The organism is Algorimicrobium echini, from assembly GCF_900115185.1.
Taxonomy (GTDB): Bacteria; Bacteroidota; Bacteroidia; order Flavobacteriales; family Flavobacteriaceae; genus Algorimicrobium; species Algorimicrobium echini.
This window is the reverse complement of sequence record NZ_FOVN01000004.1, coordinates 66,884-84,632: the sequence shown is the minus strand read 5'-3', so window position 1 is coordinate 84,632 and position 17,749 is coordinate 66,884. Positions and strand designations below refer to the sequence as shown.

General features: G+C 34.3%; 18 protein-coding genes. 12 read left to right on the top strand and 6 right to left on the bottom strand.

Annotation, left to right across the window (positions count from 1 at the left end; genetic code table 11):
• Positions 1-16 precede the first annotated feature (16 nt).
• Complete coding sequence (locus BM239_RS10460; protein ID WP_092208336.1) at positions 17-1,564, top strand: hypothetical protein; 1,548 nt, start codon at positions 17-19, stop codon at positions 1,562-1,564.
• Positions 1,565-1,719: 155 nt separating this feature from the next.
• Here the strand turns inward: BM239_RS10460 and glyA are convergent, their stop codons facing one another.
• Complete coding sequence (glyA, locus tag BM239_RS10455) at positions 1,720-2,991, bottom strand: serine hydroxymethyltransferase (RefSeq protein ID WP_092208334.1); 1,272 nt, start codon at positions 2,989-2,991, stop codon at positions 1,720-1,722.
• A gap of 200 nt (positions 2,992-3,191) precedes the next feature.
• Here glyA and fahA point away from each other — a divergent pair, with 200 nt between their 5' ends.
• Positions 3,192-4,484 carry a fumarylacetoacetase gene (gene fahA / locus BM239_RS10450; RefSeq protein WP_092208332.1) on the top strand — a complete coding sequence of 431 codons (1,293 nt, stop codon included), beginning with the start codon at positions 3,192-3,194 and terminating at the stop codon, positions 4,482-4,484.
• A gap of 129 nt (positions 4,485-4,613) precedes the next feature.
• On the opposite strand, the gene ytxJ is transcribed toward fahA, so the two are convergent.
• Positions 4,614-5,000, bottom strand: a complete 387-nt coding sequence (ytxJ, locus tag BM239_RS10445; protein WP_092208330.1) for a bacillithiol system redox-active protein YtxJ — start codon at positions 4,998-5,000, stop codon at positions 4,614-4,616.
• Positions 5,001-5,211: 211 nt separating this feature from the next.
• Between ytxJ and clpB the strand changes: the two genes are divergently transcribed.
• Positions 5,212-7,821: an ATP-dependent chaperone ClpB gene (clpB, locus tag BM239_RS10440; protein ID WP_092208328.1), complete on the top strand. Its 2,610-nt coding sequence runs from the start codon at positions 5,212-5,214 to the stop codon at positions 7,819-7,821.
• A 122-nt stretch (positions 7,822-7,943) separates the two neighbouring features.
• On the opposite strand, the gene BM239_RS10435 is transcribed toward clpB, so the two are convergent.
• Positions 7,944-9,260: a T9SS type A sorting domain-containing protein gene (locus BM239_RS10435; RefSeq protein ID WP_092208326.1), complete on the bottom strand. Its 1,317-nt coding sequence runs from the start codon at positions 9,258-9,260 to the stop codon at positions 7,944-7,946.
• A 151-nt stretch (positions 9,261-9,411) separates the two neighbouring features.
• Here BM239_RS10435 and BM239_RS10430 point away from each other — a divergent pair, with 151 nt between their 5' ends.
• Positions 9,412-9,795, top strand: a complete 384-nt coding sequence (locus tag BM239_RS10430; RefSeq protein ID WP_092208324.1) for a hypothetical protein — start codon at positions 9,412-9,414, stop codon at positions 9,793-9,795.
• Between the two features lie 51 nt (positions 9,796-9,846).
• Here BM239_RS10430 and BM239_RS10425 read toward each other — a convergent pair whose 3' ends face one another.
• A complete protein-coding gene (locus tag BM239_RS10425) occupies positions 9,847-10,467 on the bottom strand; it encodes an OmpW/AlkL family protein (RefSeq protein ID WP_092208322.1) in 621 nt (206 codons plus the stop codon).
• Between the two features lie 247 nt (positions 10,468-10,714).
• Here BM239_RS10425 and deoC point away from each other — a divergent pair, with 247 nt between their 5' ends.
• The 3 genes from deoC to BM239_RS10410 are packed head-to-tail and all read left to right on the top strand — an operon-like array spanning position 10,715 to position 12,623.
• Positions 10,715-11,380: a deoxyribose-phosphate aldolase gene (gene deoC, locus BM239_RS10420; protein WP_092208320.1), complete on the top strand. Its 666-nt coding sequence runs from the start codon at positions 10,715-10,717 to the stop codon at positions 11,378-11,380.
• A 7-nt stretch (positions 11,381-11,387) separates the two neighbouring features.
• Positions 11,388-12,086 carry a purine-nucleoside phosphorylase gene (gene deoD, locus BM239_RS10415; RefSeq protein ID WP_092208318.1) on the top strand — a complete coding sequence of 233 codons (699 nt, stop codon included), beginning with the start codon at positions 11,388-11,390 and terminating at the stop codon, positions 12,084-12,086.
• An 18-nt stretch (positions 12,087-12,104) separates the two neighbouring features.
• Positions 12,105-12,623: a phosphoglycerate mutase family protein gene (locus BM239_RS10410; protein ID WP_092208315.1), complete on the top strand. Its 519-nt coding sequence runs from the start codon at positions 12,105-12,107 to the stop codon at positions 12,621-12,623.
• Here BM239_RS10410 and BM239_RS10405 read toward each other — a convergent pair.
• A complete protein-coding gene (locus BM239_RS10405) occupies positions 12,586-13,347 on the bottom strand; it encodes a DUF6503 family protein (RefSeq protein WP_177209025.1) in 762 nt (253 codons plus the stop codon). The two genes, BM239_RS10410 and BM239_RS10405, sit on opposite strands and share 38 nt — an antisense overlap.
• Positions 13,348-13,439: 92 nt before the next feature.
• Here BM239_RS10405 and smpB point away from each other — a divergent pair, with 92 nt between their 5' ends.
• From smpB to BM239_RS10390, 3 genes are read left to right on the top strand one after another with little or no spacing between them, the layout of a single operon-like run.
• Entirely contained in the window at positions 13,440-13,895 is a 456-nt protein-coding gene (smpB, locus tag BM239_RS10400; protein ID WP_092208313.1) for an SsrA-binding protein SmpB, read from the top strand.
• 3 nt (positions 13,896-13,898) lie between these two features.
• Positions 13,899-14,429, top strand: a complete 531-nt coding sequence (locus BM239_RS10395; protein ID WP_092208311.1) for a hypothetical protein — start codon at positions 13,899-13,901, stop codon at positions 14,427-14,429.
• A 14-nt stretch (positions 14,430-14,443) separates the two neighbouring features.
• Positions 14,444-14,962 (top strand): DUF1648 domain-containing protein, encoded by a 519-nt coding sequence (locus BM239_RS10390; protein ID WP_092208309.1) that lies wholly within the window; start codon positions 14,444-14,446, stop codon positions 14,960-14,962.
• 3 nt (positions 14,963-14,965) lie between these two features.
• On the opposite strand, the gene BM239_RS10385 is transcribed toward BM239_RS10390, so the two are convergent.
• Entirely contained in the window at positions 14,966-15,607 is a 642-nt protein-coding gene (locus tag BM239_RS10385; protein WP_092208307.1) for a protein-L-isoaspartate(D-aspartate) O-methyltransferase, read from the bottom strand.
• Between the two features lie 156 nt (positions 15,608-15,763).
• Between BM239_RS10385 and BM239_RS10380 the strand changes: the two genes are divergently transcribed.
• Together BM239_RS10380 and BM239_RS10375 are read left to right on the top strand one after the other, a co-directional pair.
• Positions 15,764-16,723, top strand: a complete 960-nt coding sequence (locus BM239_RS10380; protein WP_092208660.1) for a Gfo/Idh/MocA family protein — start codon at positions 15,764-15,766, stop codon at positions 16,721-16,723.
• Positions 16,724-16,851: 128 nt separating this feature from the next.
• A complete protein-coding gene (locus BM239_RS10375) occupies positions 16,852-17,742 on the top strand; it encodes a 3-hydroxyacyl-CoA dehydrogenase family protein (RefSeq protein WP_092208305.1) in 891 nt (296 codons plus the stop codon).
• Positions 17,743-17,749 lie beyond the last annotated feature (7 nt).

The following is a 17,749-nucleotide window of genomic DNA, read 5'->3' as shown; positions in this document are numbered from 1 at the left end:
AAATTGATATCATCTTATGAAGCGTATTATTTACTTTCTTTTTTGCCTTGGCTTTCTAATGCTTTGGAGCTCTTGTCGTAAAGATTTGGAATTTTCTCGAAGCACTGGTAATTTAGAATTCTCTAAAGACACTGTTTATTTAGACACCGTTTTTACAAACATTGGCTCTAGCACATACAATTTAAAAGTCTACAACCGCAGTAATGAAGATATTAGTATCCCAAGTATTACACTGGCAGCTGGTATCAATTCTGAATACCGACTAAACGTAGATGGTATGTCTGGAAACTCATTTGAAAATGTTGAAATTCTTGCTAAAGATAGTATGTTCGTTTTTATCGAAACCACAATAGACATTAACAACTTACCAAATTCGGGTGAGTTTTTATATACTGATAAAATTGTATTCGATTCTGGAGCTAATATGCAAGATGTGGATTTAGTAACCTTGGTTAAAGATGCCGTATTTATTTATCCAAACCGCGATAATAGTACTGGGATTATAGAAACACTCACCTTAAACGTTGGGGGAGAAATAATAGAAACAGATATCCAAGGACGTTATTTAATGCCTGATGAACACACATTTACAAACGAAAAACCATACGTTATTTATGGCTATGCAGCCGTTCCTAATGGGGAAACACTAACAATAAATGCGGGAGCACGTGTTCATTTCCACGCTAACTCTGGGTTATTGGTTTCGGAAGGCGCCTCACTTAATGTGAATGGTGCTTTAAGTTTGGACCAAGACCTACTGGAAAACGAAGTCATTTTTGAAGGCGACCGATTAGAACCAGGATTTAGCGATGTTCCTGGGCAATGGGGAACGATTTGGTTATTTCAAGGAAGCGTAAACAATAACATTAACTATGCAACTATTAAAAATGCAGGAGTTGGTATTTTAAGTGATAGTAATCCCAATGATCCAACAGCGAAATTAACCATAACCAATTCCCAAATTTATAACAGTAGTAATTTCGGAATTTTAGGAAGAAACACCTCCATTGCAGCAGAAAACGTTGTCATTAATAATTCAGGTCAATCCTCATTTGCAGGAACCGAAGGTGGCAGCTACAATTTTACGCATTGTACCATTGCTAATTACTGGAACAATAGTTTCAGACAGTTCCCTTCCCTACTCCTTAATAATTTTCGCGAAACAGAAGATGCTATTTTGTTATTCGATTTGACTGAAGCTAACTTCAACAATTGCATTATTTACGGTAACGATAATCCAGAATTTATTTTAGATGAAGTTGCGGACCCTGGAAACATGTTCAATTTTAAATTCACTAATTCGCTGGTACGCTTCCAAGATCCGAATAATAATTTTTCAGATGATAATTATGATTTTGATAATGTAACTCATTATGAAAACATGCGCTTTAATAATGATCCGGATTTTAAAAACCCAAACAATAATGAAATGATTATTGGTAATAATTCTGGAGCTATTAACATTGGTGTGAATCCATTTTCAAACAATGTGCCTCTAGATATTTTAAATGTAAGTAGAACAGCTACTCCAGATGCAGGTGCTTATCAACATACCGAGTTTTAATAGCTAAAGTTAACAAAACGTTTTATTCACATATTCAGAATTCAGAAGAAAACTACTATATAGATTCTTCATCACGTTCTAAACAGCAAAAAACATCAAAAAAAAACCTGCTTAAATCAACAAGCAGGTTTTTTATTTTTATAATATAAATTGTCTTAAACAAATAGCGGTAAGTCGCTCATCATGGCATTTACTTTGTCGCCAATAGCTTCTAGTTTTGCTTCGTCTTCATAATTCATGATCACCTCATCAACCAAGGCAACAATAGCATCCATATCAGCTTCTTTTAAACCACGAGTAGTAATAGCTGGAGTTCCAATTCGGATTCCAGACGTTACAAATGGACTTTTATCATCAAATGGCACCATGTTTTTATTAACCGTAATATCCGCTTTAACAAGTGCTTGTTCAGCATCTTTTCCTGTAATATTTTTATTACGTAAATCAATTAACATCATATGGTTATCGGTTCCACCAGAAATAATATGGTAATCACGCTCTACAAAAGCTTTTGCCATAGCAGCTGCATTTTTCTTCACTTGTAACATATAATGCATAAACTCATCCGTTAAAGCTTCACCAAAGGCAATAGCTTTAGCTGCAATAATATGTTCTAATGGTCCACCTTGATTTCCTGGAAACACACCAGAATCTAGTAACGAAGACATTTTACGCAGATTGCCATTTTTCAATTTTAAACCAAAGGGATTATCAAAATCTTGACCCATCATAATCATTCCTCCACGAGGACCACGTAAGGTTTTATGGGTGGTAGTGGTAACAATATGACAATGCGGTAAAGGATCATTAAGAATTCCTTTTGCAATTAATCCTGCAGGATGTGAAATATCTCCTAATAATAGAGCACCAACACTATCTGCAATTTCGCGAAAACGTTTAAAATCCATATCACGAGAATAAGCAGAAGCTCCACAAATAATCATTTTAGGTTTTTCGCGTTCTGCAACTTCTGCCACATGATCATAATCTATTAGACCCGTTTCTTTTTTAACACCATAAAAAACAGGATTGTATAGTTTTCCAGAAAAATTAACAGGCGATCCATGTGTTAAATGACCTCCATGGGATAAATCGAAACCTAAAATAGTATCACCAGGTTTCAAACAGGCTGCAAAAACAGCTGTATTAGCCTGACTTCCTGAGTGCGGCTGCACATTAACGTAAGCAGCACCAAATAACGTTTTGGCTCTATCTATAGCTAATTGCTCTACTTCATCTACTACTTCGCAACCACCATAATAGCGCTTGCCTGGATAGCCTTCAGCATATTTATTAGTTAAAACAGAACCTGCAGCTTCCATAACTTGATCGCTTACAAAATTTTCTGATGCTATAAGTTCTATTCCGTGAAGCTGTCTCTGTTTTTCGGCTTCAATTAATTCAAAAATCTGTTCGTCGCGTTGCATAAATTTTGGTTATTGTTAAATAGAATTCAAAAATAAGAAATACATTAGTTTAATTCATCAAAAAACATATATTTACTTGACTGATATAATTTTTTTTAAAGGATTAAGGAATGCTATATTTTACACCTTAAATTAGTATAAATAGGAAAAGTTATGTAGGTTTGAGTAGAATTTTTACAAACACAAAACCACAATTAGTTATGCCACTTACAGCTAACAATCCAGACAGAAAATCCTGGTTACACGTCGATAAAAACTCCGATTTCCCAATTCAAAACATTCCCTTTGGTGTGTTTTTAACTCGTGATGATATTATTACCATCGGTACACGAATTGGAGATACCGCAATAGATTTAGGTGCTTTACACCAGTTAGGATATTTTGAAGGTATTCCACTAACAGATGATATCTTCCTACAAGATACGCTAAATGATTTTATAGCAGACGGTAGAAAAACATGGCGTGCCGTTAGAAATAGGATAGCCAAAATATTCGATGCTGAAAACAATGAATTAAAAGACAACAAAAAACATAAAGAAATAGTTTTGTTTCGTTTGGATGAAATTGAAATGCAATTACCAGTTCAAATTGGTGATTATACTGATTTTTATTCAAGTATAGAACACGCAACGAATGTAGGTACCATGTTCCGTGATCCTGAAAATGCATTAATGCCAAACTGGCTTCATATTCCAGTTGGATACCATGGTAGAAGTTCTTCAATAATTCCGTCGGGAATTCCAATACACAGACCTCAAGGACAAACTTTACCAGCTGGAAGTGACACACCTGTATTTGGCCCGAGTAAATTGGTAGATTTTGAACTAGAAATGGCTTTTATTACAACCGATGCAAATGACCTAGGCGAACCAATTCCTATTAATGAAGCCGAAGAATACATATTCGGATTGGTTTTATTTAATGACTGGTCGGCTCGCGACATACAAAAGTGGGAATATGTTCCTTTAGGCCCTTTTTTAGCTAAAAGTTTTGCATCGTCTATTTCACCTTGGATAGTAACTTTAGATGCTTTAGAACCTTTTAGAGTAGAAAGCCCAAAGCCTATAAAACCACAATTACCGTATTTACAATATAAAGGAAAAAAGAGCTACGACATTAAATTGGAGGTTGCTATAAAACCGAAATCGGCTAAAGAAACCATAGTTAGCAAGTCTAACTTTAAATATATGTATTGGAATATGTCGCAACAACTTGCGCACCACACCGTTAATGGTTGCCCAGTAAATTCTGGCGATATGATGGGTAGTGGTACCATATCAGGACCAACACCGGATTCCTTTGGCTCCATGCTAGAATTGAGTTGGCGAGGTGAAAAACCTGTTAAATTAAAAGATGGTAGCGAACGTAAATTTATTAATGACCATGATACCGTTATTATGCGCGGATATTGTGAAAAAGATGGCACACGAATTGGTTTTGGTGAAGTTTCAACAGAACTGCTCCCTATTTATACCCCTAAAAACAATAAATAAACCACCGATAATAAAAAATAATAAAAAGTCCACAAATTACAATCTGTGGGCTTTTTTTTATAAATCAGTTAACTGTCTTGATTTAGACTACCCTATACCTACAATACCAATACAAAATCTAACTAAATCTTAAACGTATGGGTTTAAATCCAAACTATTAATAGCTCCATGACTTGCATGAGCTACTGCAACACCATTTTTAATAATTAATAATTGTGGAGATTCATGAAGCACCTGAAACTTATAACCTGTTTCTTGACTTACATCACGATAATTTAATAAGTCTAAATAATATAAATCCACGTTTAAATCTACATTAAATGCATCAACAAATTGGTTCATTACCATTTTACTAATCCCACAACGTGTAGAGTGTTTAAATATAACTTGTGTTTTAGTATTCGACTTTGTGGCAATATTATCTAATTGAGACATACTTGTTAAAGCCTTCCATGGCAATATCTTCTCCTCTTTAGGTTCATTTGAACCTCCAAATAACTTATTAATAAAACTCATTTATTCTTTTTCTATAATTGTATTGTAAAAGATAAGTCGAACTAATTTAAAAATCTTACAAACTGACTAAAAGTCACGCTATAACTCAAGTAAACAGACATTTTGTCGCTAAATTCATACTGGTAAGATTATTGACTTTAAGCTAATAAACACAACTAAAATCATTAAAAAAACTTAAAAACACATCCCTAAAACGGGATTATATACAATTATGAATTTAAACAATTTTACAATAAAATCGCAAGAAGCCATACAGCAAGCGCAGCAGCTAGCACAAGGCTTTGGACATCAACAAATTGAAAACGAACATATTTTTAAAGCACTTTTCAATATCGATGAAAACGTTTTGCCATTTGTTTTAAAAAAATTAAATGTTAACGTTTCCTTATTACAACAAGCTTTAGATAAACAATTAGAAAGTTTTTCTAAAGTATCTGGCGGTGAGATTATGTTATCTCGTGAGGCTGGAAAAACGTTGAATGAAGCGTCAATAATAGCAAAAAAAATGACCGATGATTATGTATCTATCGAACATTTAATTTTAGCTATTTTTAAATCGACTAGCAAAATTGCACAAATGCTAAAAGATCAAGGTGTAACTGAAAACCATTTAAAAGCCGCTATTGAAGAATTGCGCCAAGGTGATCGTGTTACATCTCAAAGTCAAGAGGAAACCTATAACTCATTGAATAAATACGCCAAAAACTTAAACCAATTAGCTAAAGATGGCAAATTAGATCCCGTTATTGGTCGCGATGAAGAAATACGACGCATTCTTCAAATTTTATCCCGAAGAACCAAAAACAATCCAATTTTAGTAGGTGAACCAGGAACTGGAAAAACCGCTATTGCAGAAGGTTTAGCGCATAGAATTGTAGATGGTGATATTCCTGAAAATTTAGTCGATAAGCAAATTTTTGCTTTAGATATGGGAGCTCTTATTGCTGGAGCTAAATACAAAGGTGAATTTGAAGAACGCCTAAAAGCTGTTATAAAAGAAGTAACTACTAGCGAAGGCGATATTGTACTTTTTATCGACGAAATCCATACTCTTGTTGGTGCTGGTGGTGGTCAAGGCGCTATGGATGCTGCCAATATCTTGAAACCAGCTTTAGCTCGAGGTGAACTACGCGCTATAGGAGCCACAACTTTGGATGAATATCAAAAATACTTTGAGAAAGACAAGGCATTAGAACGTCGTTTTCAAAAAGTCATGGTTGATGAGCCAGATACTGAAAGCGCCATTTCTATTTTACGTGGCATTAAAGAAAAGTACGAAACACACCATAAAGTTCGTATAAAAGATGAAGCCATTATTGGAGCCGTAGAGTTATCAGAACGCTATATAACTAACCGCTTTTTACCAGACAAAGCTATTGACCTTATGGACGAGGCCGCTTCAAAATTACGAATGGAAATCAATTCCAAACCTGAAGAGCTAGATGTATTGGATAGAAAAGTCATGCAATTGGAAATTGAAATAGAAGCCATAAAGCGTGAAAAAGATGAAACAAAATTAAAAACGCTGCGTTCTGATTTAGCAAATTTAAAAGAAGAACGCAACGAGCTAAATGCGAAGTGGAAAAGCGAAAAAGACGTGGTTGATAATATTCAAACCGCTAAATCAAATATTGAGGAATTTAAGCTTGAAGCTGAACGCGCAGAACGCGATGGCGACTACGGTAAAGTAGCGGAAATTCGTTATGGAAAAATAAAAGAAGCTCAAGAACGTTTGGAAACCCTTCAAAAGGAATTGCAGACCAATCAGAGTGAAAACTCATTAATAAAAGAAGAAGTAACATATGACGATGTTGCCGAGGTAGTAGCTAAATGGACAGGAATTCCAGTAACTAAAATGCTGCAAAGTGAACGCGAAAAGCTTTTAAAATTAGAAAGTGAATTACACAAACGTGTTGTAGGCCAAGAAGAAGCCATTGTTGCTGTTAGCGATGCCGTAAGACGTTCTCGTGCTGGTTTACAAAATCCACAAAAACCAATAGGTACGTTCTTATTTTTAGGAACAACAGGTGTTGGCAAAACGGAATTAGCAAAAGCATTGGCCGAGTATTTATTTGATGATGAAGCAGCTATGACCCGAATTGATATGAGCGAATACCAAGAACGACATGCAGTTAGCCGATTGGTTGGTGCACCTCCAGGATATGTTGGTTACGATGAAGGTGGCCAATTAACGGAAGCCGTAAGACGTAAACCATATTCCGTAGTATTGTTAGATGAAATTGAAAAAGCGCATCCAGATACCTTTAACATATTATTACAGGTTTTAGATGAAGGACATTTAACAGACAACAAAGGTCGCTTGGCAGATTTTAAAAATACCATCATTATTATGACATCTAATATGGGTAGCCAAATAATTCAAGATAAATTTGAAGCAACCAAAGATGTAGACTCTGCAATGGAAATGGCAAAAATTGAGGTTCTTGGTTTGCTAAAACAATCTGTAAGACCTGAATTTTTAAACCGTATTGATGATACAATTATGTTCACGCCATTAACACAGGATAACATCACTGAAATTGTAGGGTTACAACTAAAAGGTATTACTAAAATGATTGGAAAACAAGGCATCACGTTTGACGCAACTCCAGAAGCTGTAGAATACCTAGCCAAAAAAGGATATAACCCTGAATATGGCGCAAGACCAGTAAAACGGGTTATTCAGAAAGAAGTTCTAAATGAATTAAGTAAAGAAATATTATCTGGAACCGTTTCAACAGACAGCATTATTTTATTAGATGCTTTTGATGACAAATTAGTCTTTAGGAATCAAGGCGATTTAGTCTCGGAAGAATATTAAAGTTTCGTTAAAACAAAAATAAAACTTGAACTAAAACGTTTTCATGAATAAGTTGGTTAGTTAGTTTGAAAAAGCAACGTAAATCTTTATAGATGCACGTTGCTTTTTTGTTTGTAAAACTCTTACTTAACCACCAAACGTTTCGTTTCTATTTTTTTACCATCTACATATAGTGTGTAATAATATATAGCAGATTGCAACTGTGCCTTTTGAATAGATATAGTACCAGATTTTCCAAATTGGGTGATTGGAGCTGATGAGATAATTTGCCCTAAAGATGAAGTTAAAACAATTTTTGCTGTTTGGTATTTTGAAGGAATAAAATAGGAAATTTCAGATTGCGTGTTAAAGGGGTTTGGGACATTTTGCCCAAGTTGAATACCTATTTCACCTGTTTCTATTTCAGGAATCTGAAGGGTTTCACAGGCACAATCTTCAAGAGCCGTCATTCTAGCTAGCAAATCGTCTATTTGTGCTTGCTGCGCTACATTTTCGGCTTGCAAACTTGTTAACAAAGGAGCCAAATCAACATCTACAGATGTACCATTTTCAATGGCAACCGTTAAGGTTGTACCACTTAATGTTGCTGACGCCATGTTTTGACTATCACTTCCTGGTAGCACCCAAGCAGAACCATCCCAAGTATAGGTAGCATTATCTTCCGTATCATAAACCATCATACCTGCCACAGCACCACCTGATAAAGTTGCTCTATCAGCGTTTGTTAACCTATTCAATATTAAACCTTTATTGGTAGCACCCAAATCTAAAGAAGCATTTCCGTTTGGTGCAGCATTGTTAACACCCAATGCGCCTGTTTCTGCAATAAAAATGACATTATTCGGTGCACCAGGTTTTATTTTGAATGGCAGAGTACTTCCTCCTGTTACATCTCTAATAAAGAAATTAGTTTCATTTCCTGCTACATCCCAAGTTTGCGATGTCCAGCCAGAAGCACCATTTTGTTCCAAACGTAAAGCAGGAGAATCTCCATCTGTTATATGCAGTTCTACAAGAGGAGCATTCGTACCTAAACCAACATTTCCTCCTGTTCCGCTAACAAATAAGGCATCATTTCCTGCACCTGCCATAATTTTAAATGGACTTGTATTGGCTGTAACATCCGTTACGCCAAAATAATTAGCACCTCCATTTCCTGTATCATTAATAGTAATTTCCCAATCGTTTGCGGGAAATGTTCCAGAAGAACTCGTATCATCAAAAGCAATGCGTAAATTATTTTCCATTAAACGAATGGTATGAAAGCCAAAAGAAGGCGCATCAGGACAGTCCATACCGATGCAGCCACTTCCCTTAACCATAAGGTCTTCATTAACGATTAGTTGATTTACAGGAAAATCGGTGTCAGAAATTTGAGCTTGAAGGCTAACACTTAAAAATAGCATAGCAAGCAGGTAATAGGTTTTTACATGTTTCATAAATATAAAGTATTAATTAATAGCAGCTTCAATATACGTTTTAATAATTGGAATGGCTTAAAATGCATTAAAAAACAGAAAAAAACACTACAACAATAAACTGTTTTATAAATAAAAAACTATTTTTAACCTTGAATAGATTTATCGCAATATGGGCATGTTTCATTATTACAGTTTACCTCGTGCTGAACTTTTTGTCTTTGACGAGTTTTTGGTTTGCCAAATACGCGAAGGCATGGAAATTCATCCCGAGCACAACATAAAATTAAATGAAATTATACAGAAGCATTTTACCGGCAAAAACATTGTATATGTTTCAAATCGTATTAACTCCTATTCAGTTGATCCGCTGACTTATGTAGAAACAGAAAAAATTCCAAATTTAGTAGCCATTGCCATGATTCCGGACACTCCTATTATGAAACAAAACGCCGAATACGAGCGTAATTTTTTTGATAAACCCTATGAGATTTTTGATACCTTAAGTGAAGCGATTCAATGGGTTCATAAAATAATAAAACAGGAAACTAAATAAATAAAAAAAACCGCACTAAAGCGGTTTTTTTCATCTTACCATTTTGTTTATTTAAAATTTTCTGCCAATACCTAAACCAACTACAAGTGGATTAATATCTACCTCAACTGGTAAAACACCCACACCTGTGTTTACTTCTACATCTGTAGATATAAGTAATTGTTTAATGTCTAAATTTAAAAACCATTTATCATTAAAGCTATAATCTACACCTGCTTGAAACGAGAATCCAAACGTATTATCATAGTCCATTCCTACAACATCACCTTCATCAATGCCATAAAAAATAGTATAATTAATACCAGCACCTAAATAAGGTTTAAAATCTCCTAAATAAAAATGATACTGTAAATTTAATGTTGGTGGCAATAACCACGCATAACCTAAATCAGGACCATTTTCTACTTCAACGTCATGTTTAGTTGTTGCTAAAATTAATTCGGCAGCAATATTTTTAGTAAAGAAATAGGTAAAGTCTAACTCCGGAACAAAGGTTGTAGAAATGTCTACTTCCGCACCAGGTAAATTATCTCCAGGTTGAGGAACTACGGCAATAACTCGAAAACGCGCTTGCCATTTACTATAATCATCTGATGATGTTTGTTCGTCCTGGCCTTGAGCATTAAATACAACTACAAACAGTAATAATGCGCTAAAAATTATTTTTCTCATGATTTATAAGTTTTAAATTATACTTCAAAAGTAAATTCAAAAAAACCTTTAAATACTGATAAAAATCATAGATGAAAAAGACCTGTTGTAAAAACCTATCAGTCAACATAATAAATTAATAAAAAAAGTTAATGGGCTGGTTTCATTTAAAAATCTCCTAAAATTTTAATAAAGTTTTAGGGATTGAGGTAAAAAGATACGCAGTTAATCGTATTTTTACCGCACCTTAACCTATTTTTTTATCATTATGAATATTAATAACTACATAGACCACACGCTCCTTAAACCAAGTGCTACCCAAAAAGAAATTAAAACACTTTGTGATGAAGCCAAAGAACATCGCTTTTACAGCGTTTGTGTCAACGGATTTTATGTGCCTTTAGCCAAAGAACTTTTAACAAATTCCAATGTAAAAGTATGTGCTGTTGTAGGCTTTCCATTAGGAGCCATGACCACAGAAGCTAAAGTTTTTGAAGCACAGAAAGCCCTAGAAGATGGTGCCGATGAAATTGACATGGTTATCAATATTGGTATGTTAAAAAGCAAAAATTACGTAAATGTTTACACAGATATTCGAGATGTAAAGGTAGCTATTGGAGCTAAAACCCTTAAAGTTATTCTAGAAATTAGCGAGCTTTCTAAAAATGAAATCATTAAAGCCTGTCAAATTTGCCTAGATGCTAAAGCCGATTTTATAAAAACCTCCACTGGTTTCTCCAAAGGTGGTGCCACATTGACTGCTGTTAAAATGATAAAAAAAACGGTTAAAGATGGAGCAAAAATAAAAGCATCAGGAGGAATACGTAATTTGGAAACCGTTAGAAAATATATAGAAGCTGGTGTAGATAGAATAGGCGCATCGGCAGGTGTTTCTATCATGGAGGAATTAGCAAAAAAAGAACAAAAAAAATAACCACATTATGAGTGTACATATTGAAGCTAAAAAAGGTGATATAGCAGAAACTATTTTGTTACCTGGTGATCCCCTCCGCGCCAAATGGATTGCCGAAACTTTTTTAGATAATCCTAAATGCTTCAATAAAGTTCGTAATATGTTTGGATATACTGGAACTTTCAATGGAAAACCCATATCAGTAATGGGTACTGGAATGGGTGTTCCAAGCATTTCTATTTATGCCCATGAACTTATTAATGAGTTTGGCGTAAAAAACTTAATCCGTGTTGGGAGTGCTGGCTCCTATCAAAAACACGTAAAAGTTAGGGACATCGTTTTAGCTATGGCTGCATCTTCTAATTCTGGAGTTAATGAATTACGCTTTGGCGGTGCAGATTATGCTCCTACAGCCGATTTTAATTTATTTCAAAAAGCAGTTGACATTGCAAAAAACAAAAACATCCCTCTTAAAGCGGGTAACGTTTTTACATCTGATGAATTTTATGCCGATAACTTTGAGTCCTATAAAAAATGGTCAAAGTTTGGTGTGCTTTGTGTTGAAATGGAAACCGCAGGATTGTATACTATAGCAGCTAAACATAACGTAAATGCCTTGACAATTTTAACCATTTCCGACTCGTTAGTTACTGGTGAGCGCACCACAAGTCAGGAACGTGAAACCACGTTTAAAGACATGATTTCAATTGCTTTAGAATTGGCGTAACCAAAATTAGAATATCTTATGAGGTTTTTTCTACCACTTGTTTTTAGTGCATTTTTATTAGTATCAAGTTGTACTAATAAATCTGACGATACAACGCTAACCACGCTTTATTTTATTCGTCACGCAGAAAAAGACAGAAGTAATCCTGAAAATAAAAATCCGCATTTAACTACAACTGGGCTAAATAGAGCGCAATACTGGTCGGAAATTTTTAAAAACGTAAAATTTGATGCCATCTATTCAACAGATTACAACAGAACTATTGAAACCGCAAAACCTACTGCTAACAGTAATAATTTAACCATTCAGATTTATGATGCCATTCAATTAGATACTAGAAATATTCTAGAAAATAACAAAGGAAACAATGTCCTCATTGTTGGACACAGTGATACGACGCCCAAATTTGTAAATAAGTTTCTAGGAACTGAAAGCTATCTGGATATTGATGATAGCAATAATGGCAACTTGTATATTTTAACAATTACAGATACTATGGTTACGGATTTACTTTTAACGGTGAACCCTCAACAATAGTTTCCAATTTTATTTTAGAAAGTAATTTCAACTGTTGTTTTTCAAACAAATCATCTAAATCTTCCACTGAAATCCCTTCGGCTTCTGGCTTATAATTATTGTAATCCACAAAACGTAAACCTAAAACATAACGTTCGTTAAAAGCTTCACGAAAACGAAATCCAACACCATCCTCTTCTTCATAAGAATAAGCTAAATAATCCACTTTAAAAGTTTCAGTTTGTATCCAATAAACGAATTCGTCTTCAAAATCTTCACCACCACCTTCTTTTTCAAAAGTGACTTTAATTTTATAATATGGCACGTCATTTACTGTAACCTTTCCTATTAATTGCTTATTTACTGCAGCATCATTTAAACCATAAGGTAATATGGCAAAATAATGAACTGAATTTACGGAAGCACTTAATTTAGCCGCAGTAGAATCTGCTAGGTTTACACGTTTTTTATTAATGTACCGTTCAAAACCGCTATTACTTATGTAATCTTGAATAAAACCAACAGAATCCTGATTAAACTCCCTAACTAAAGAATAATAACCATTATAACGAGCGGCATGATATTGTTTGTCTCTAAACTGAAAAGAATAGGACGTTGTATCAAATTTATCACCTCCAGCCACTTCAATAGCGTTATTTACAATATCATCAGCAGACAAATTTTTATTACTTGTTTGGCAACTAGCTAATAGAATAGTTATAAGAAGAATGGGCAGGTATTTCATATTCATTAAATTTCTAAATTCTGTCGTAAATCTAATGAATACTTACAGCTTATATTCGAAAAACAATCATAATTTATTTACCTTTGAATTCTATGCAAAACACCATAAACATAAAGAATAAAAAGGCTAAATTTCAATATGAAATTTTAGATAAATATACGGCTGGAATTGTACTATCTGGAACCGAAATAAAATCAATTAGGGCGAGTAAGGCTTCTATTGCAGAAAGCTTCTGCGAATTCAATGAGGACGGCGAACTGTTTGTTGTTAACATGACCGTTGAGGAGTATTTATACGGCACATATTATAACCACAAACCCAAAGCAGAGCGTAAGTTATTATTAAATAAACGTGAACTGAAAAAGTTAGAAAAAGAGGTTAGAAACACAGGTTTAACCATAATTCCTTTACGTTTATTTATTAATGATAAAGGGTATGCCAAATTAGTGATTGCTTTAGCTAGAGGGAAAAAATTATTTGATAAGCGCGAAACCATTAAGGATCGTGACAACAAAAAAAGATTAGACCGTATTAAAAAAAGTTTTTAAAATATGCTTAATAAAAAAATCCTATTTGTTTTAGCTCTTTGCCTAACTATTTCGCAAATACAAGCACAGCTTTTGTTGGATCCTAGTTCTAGAAAAGTAGGAAGTGTAGATGCCATTATCAATGAATTGTATAGCGTTACTTCCGGCAAAAAAGGATACGAAAGGGATTGGAGTGATTTTAAATATTTGTTTTATCCTGGCGCAAAAATTATTCCAACAGGTACAAGTTTAGACGGAAACCATTTGGCCAAATTCTTGACACCAGACGACTATAAAAAATCTTCAGATGAATGGTTAAAAGAAAATGGCTATTTTGAAAAAGAAATAAATCGTAAAATAGATGTTTATGGTAATATAGCGCAAGTTTTCAGCACCTTTGAAGCTTATCATGACCCAACCGATCCGTATCCCGCTTTACGTGGCATTAAAAGCATTCAACTCCTTAATGATGGCACGCGTTGGTGGATTATTAATGTGTATTGGATGCAAGAAACGCGAACAAAACCCATTCCACGAGATTATTTACCAAACTAATTTATCCATTAAAAATGTTTGATGAAAATCGACCTAAAATTGCTTTGGAAAAGACGACACTCGATAATTTTTTAGATATCTTTTCCTTCGGAATTCTTGCAGTTGCATTATTCTATACTATTTTAAGTTATAATGCGCTTCCAGAACAAGTTCCCATGCATTTTAATTATTCAGGAACAATAACACGTTATGGTGATAAAAGTAGTATTTGGTTCCTTAATATTATAGGTTTTGCAACCGTTTACGGCTTGTATTATTTAAATAAATTTCCGCAAATTTTTAATTACCCTCAAAAAATCACGCTTGCAAACGCTAAAAAGATGTATTCTAATGCTACACGGATGATTCGGCTTTTAAGCCTTAGCATAGCACTACTTTTTAGTATTATAACTTTTGAAATTATTCAAGTTAGTTTAAACCAAACAAAAGCAATAAGCACAGTAGCTAATTACCTACTCATGGGAATTGTTATCTTAATGACTATTGGCCCAATAATTTATATGGTTATAAATTTAAAAAAGAAAAAGATCTAACTTTTAATTTTTATCCTCCAAAAGCGGCACAAACCGAAATTCTCCAAACTCATGCTTTTCAAAATCTTTTGCCCCTTTTCTTATAAATAAAGTCATGGTTTGAACTGAATCACCAACAGGAATAACCAAACGCCCTCCAATAGCCAACTGGCTCAATAACGGACTCGGAACAAAAGGTGCACCAGCCGTAACTATTATACCTTGGAAAGGCGCTTCTTCTTTTAAACCTATGTAACCATCACCAAAAATTAACTTTTTAGCACGATATCCTAATTTTGGTAAAAATTTGCTTGTTTTCTTAAACAGTTCATGTTGACGCTCAATACTATAAACTTGAGCGCCAAGTTCACATAAAACAGCAGTTTGGTAACCACTTCCAGTACCGATTTCTAAAACTTTATCGCCTTTTTCTATTTGAAGTAATTCTGATTGAAATGCAACCGTATACGGTTGTGAAATAGTTTGGTCTGCTGCAATTGGAAACGCTTTATCTTGATAAGCATGATCTAAAAAACTGGAATCCATAAATAAATGACGTGGAATTTTTCCAATAGCATTCAGCACCTCTTTATTTGTAATTCCTTTATCTTTAATAACCTGAACCAGTTGTTGACGCAAGCCTTTATGCCTAAATGTATCCTTCAAGGTAGTTTGTTTTTTAAAGTCTAAAATTACACAAACATTTCATGGGTCAAAATTAAAATTCATCTAAATTATCCACATTTTAGCAACCGATATTTTATGTCAATTTTTACAGAAATAAATAGCGAAAACCTTATTTTTGTTCAAAACGATAAAATAATGATAAAAGCTGGTGTTTTAGGAGCAGGCCATTTAGGTAAAATTCATTTACGGCTATTAAACCAATCTGACAAATATGAATTAGTCGGATTTTATGATGCTGATGAAGCAAATGCGAAGAAAGTTGAAGCTGAATTTGGTTACAAATACTTCAATACTATTGAAGCACTTATTTCAGCTGTTGATATGGTTGATATTGTAACACCTACACTTTCGCATTACGATTGTGCCAAAAAAGCCATTGCTCAAGGCAAACACATTTTTATTGAAAAACCCATAACGAATACGGTAGAAGAGGCTGAAGAAATTCGTGAACTCCTCTCCCATCATAATATTCGTGGACAAGTTGGACATGTGGAACGTTTTAATCCGGCTTTTACAGCAGTAAAAGACCAAATTGAAAACCCTATGTTTATTGAAACCCATCGTTTAGCAGAGTTCAACCCTCGTGGAACCGATGTTCCTGTCGTTTTAGATTTAATGATTCACGATATTGATATTATCTTGAGTGTCGTAAAATCTAAAGTTAAACATGTTTCGGCAAGTGGTGTTTCGGTAATTAGTGATACACCGGATATTGCTAATGCCAGAATTGAGTTTGAAAATGGCTGCGTTGCTAATTTAACAGCTAGTCGTATTTCATTAAAAAACATGCGAAAAACGCGTTTCTTTCAGCGTGACGCCTACATCTCTGTAGATTTTTTAGAAAAAAAGTGTGAAGTGGTAAAAATGAAAGACGCACCAGAGGTTCCAGGCGATTTTGACATGGTTTTACAAAATGCCGAAGGTGTTAAAAAACAAATCTATTTTGATAATCCAGATGTAGCTAACAATAATGCCATTTTAGACGAGTTAGAAACCTTTGCGGATGCTATAACCAACAACACAAAACCTGTTGTGACACTTCACGATGGCACGGAAGCTTTGCGCGTAGCTACCATGATAATCAACCAATTCTAATCTCTTATTTGGGATACAAACGAAAGAAATGAAAATTGGGAGTTACACACACAAGAAATTCATATTAAAAACAAATATTAACTATAAATAAAAAGTCCTTCTCGTTTGGAGAAGGTTAGGCAGAAAAAATGAAAAATATAGCAGTAATAGGTGCCGGAACAATGGGAAATGGTATTGCACATACATTTGCCCAAAGCGGTTTTAAAGTACAATTAATAGATATTAGTGAAGCCTCATTAAAAAGAGGTATGGAAACCATTTCTAAAAATTTAGATCGCATGGTTTCTAAAGAAAAAATTTCAGAAGCTCAAAAAGAAGAAACCTTAAATAATATTACCACGTTTACAGATATCGTTGAAGGCGTTGAATATGCAAGTTTGGTTGTAGAAGCTGCTACAGAAAATATAGACTTAAAACTGAAAATTTTCAAGCAATTAGATGAAGCCTGCTCTGAAGACACGATTTTAGCAACAAACACATCATCAATTTCTATTACTCAAATTGCAGCTGTAACCAAAAGACCTAGTCAAGTAATTGGGATGCACTTTATGAACCCAGTTCCAATCATGAAGTTAGTAGAAATAATTCGTGGTTATAACACCAGTGATGCTGTAACACAAACCATTATGGACTTGTCTAAAAAACTAGGTAAAACACCTACAGAAGTTAATGACTATCCTGGTTTTGTAGCCAACCGAATTTTAATGCCTATGCTAAATGAATCTATTGAAACACTCTATAACGGTGTTGCAGGTGTTGAAGAAATTGATACCGTAATGAAACTAGGAATGGCTCACCCAATGGGTCCACTTCAATTAGCCGATTTTATAGGATTAGACGTTTGTTTATCCATTTTAAATGTAATGTATGATGGCTTTAAAAACCCAAAGTATGCGCCATGTCCTCTATTAGTAAATATGGTAAGAGCTGGAAAATTAGGTGTTAAATCTGGTGAAGGGTTTTATGATTATTCTGAAAGCCGCAAAGCTGAACATGTGGCGAAGCAGTTTTTGAAATAGAGTTTAT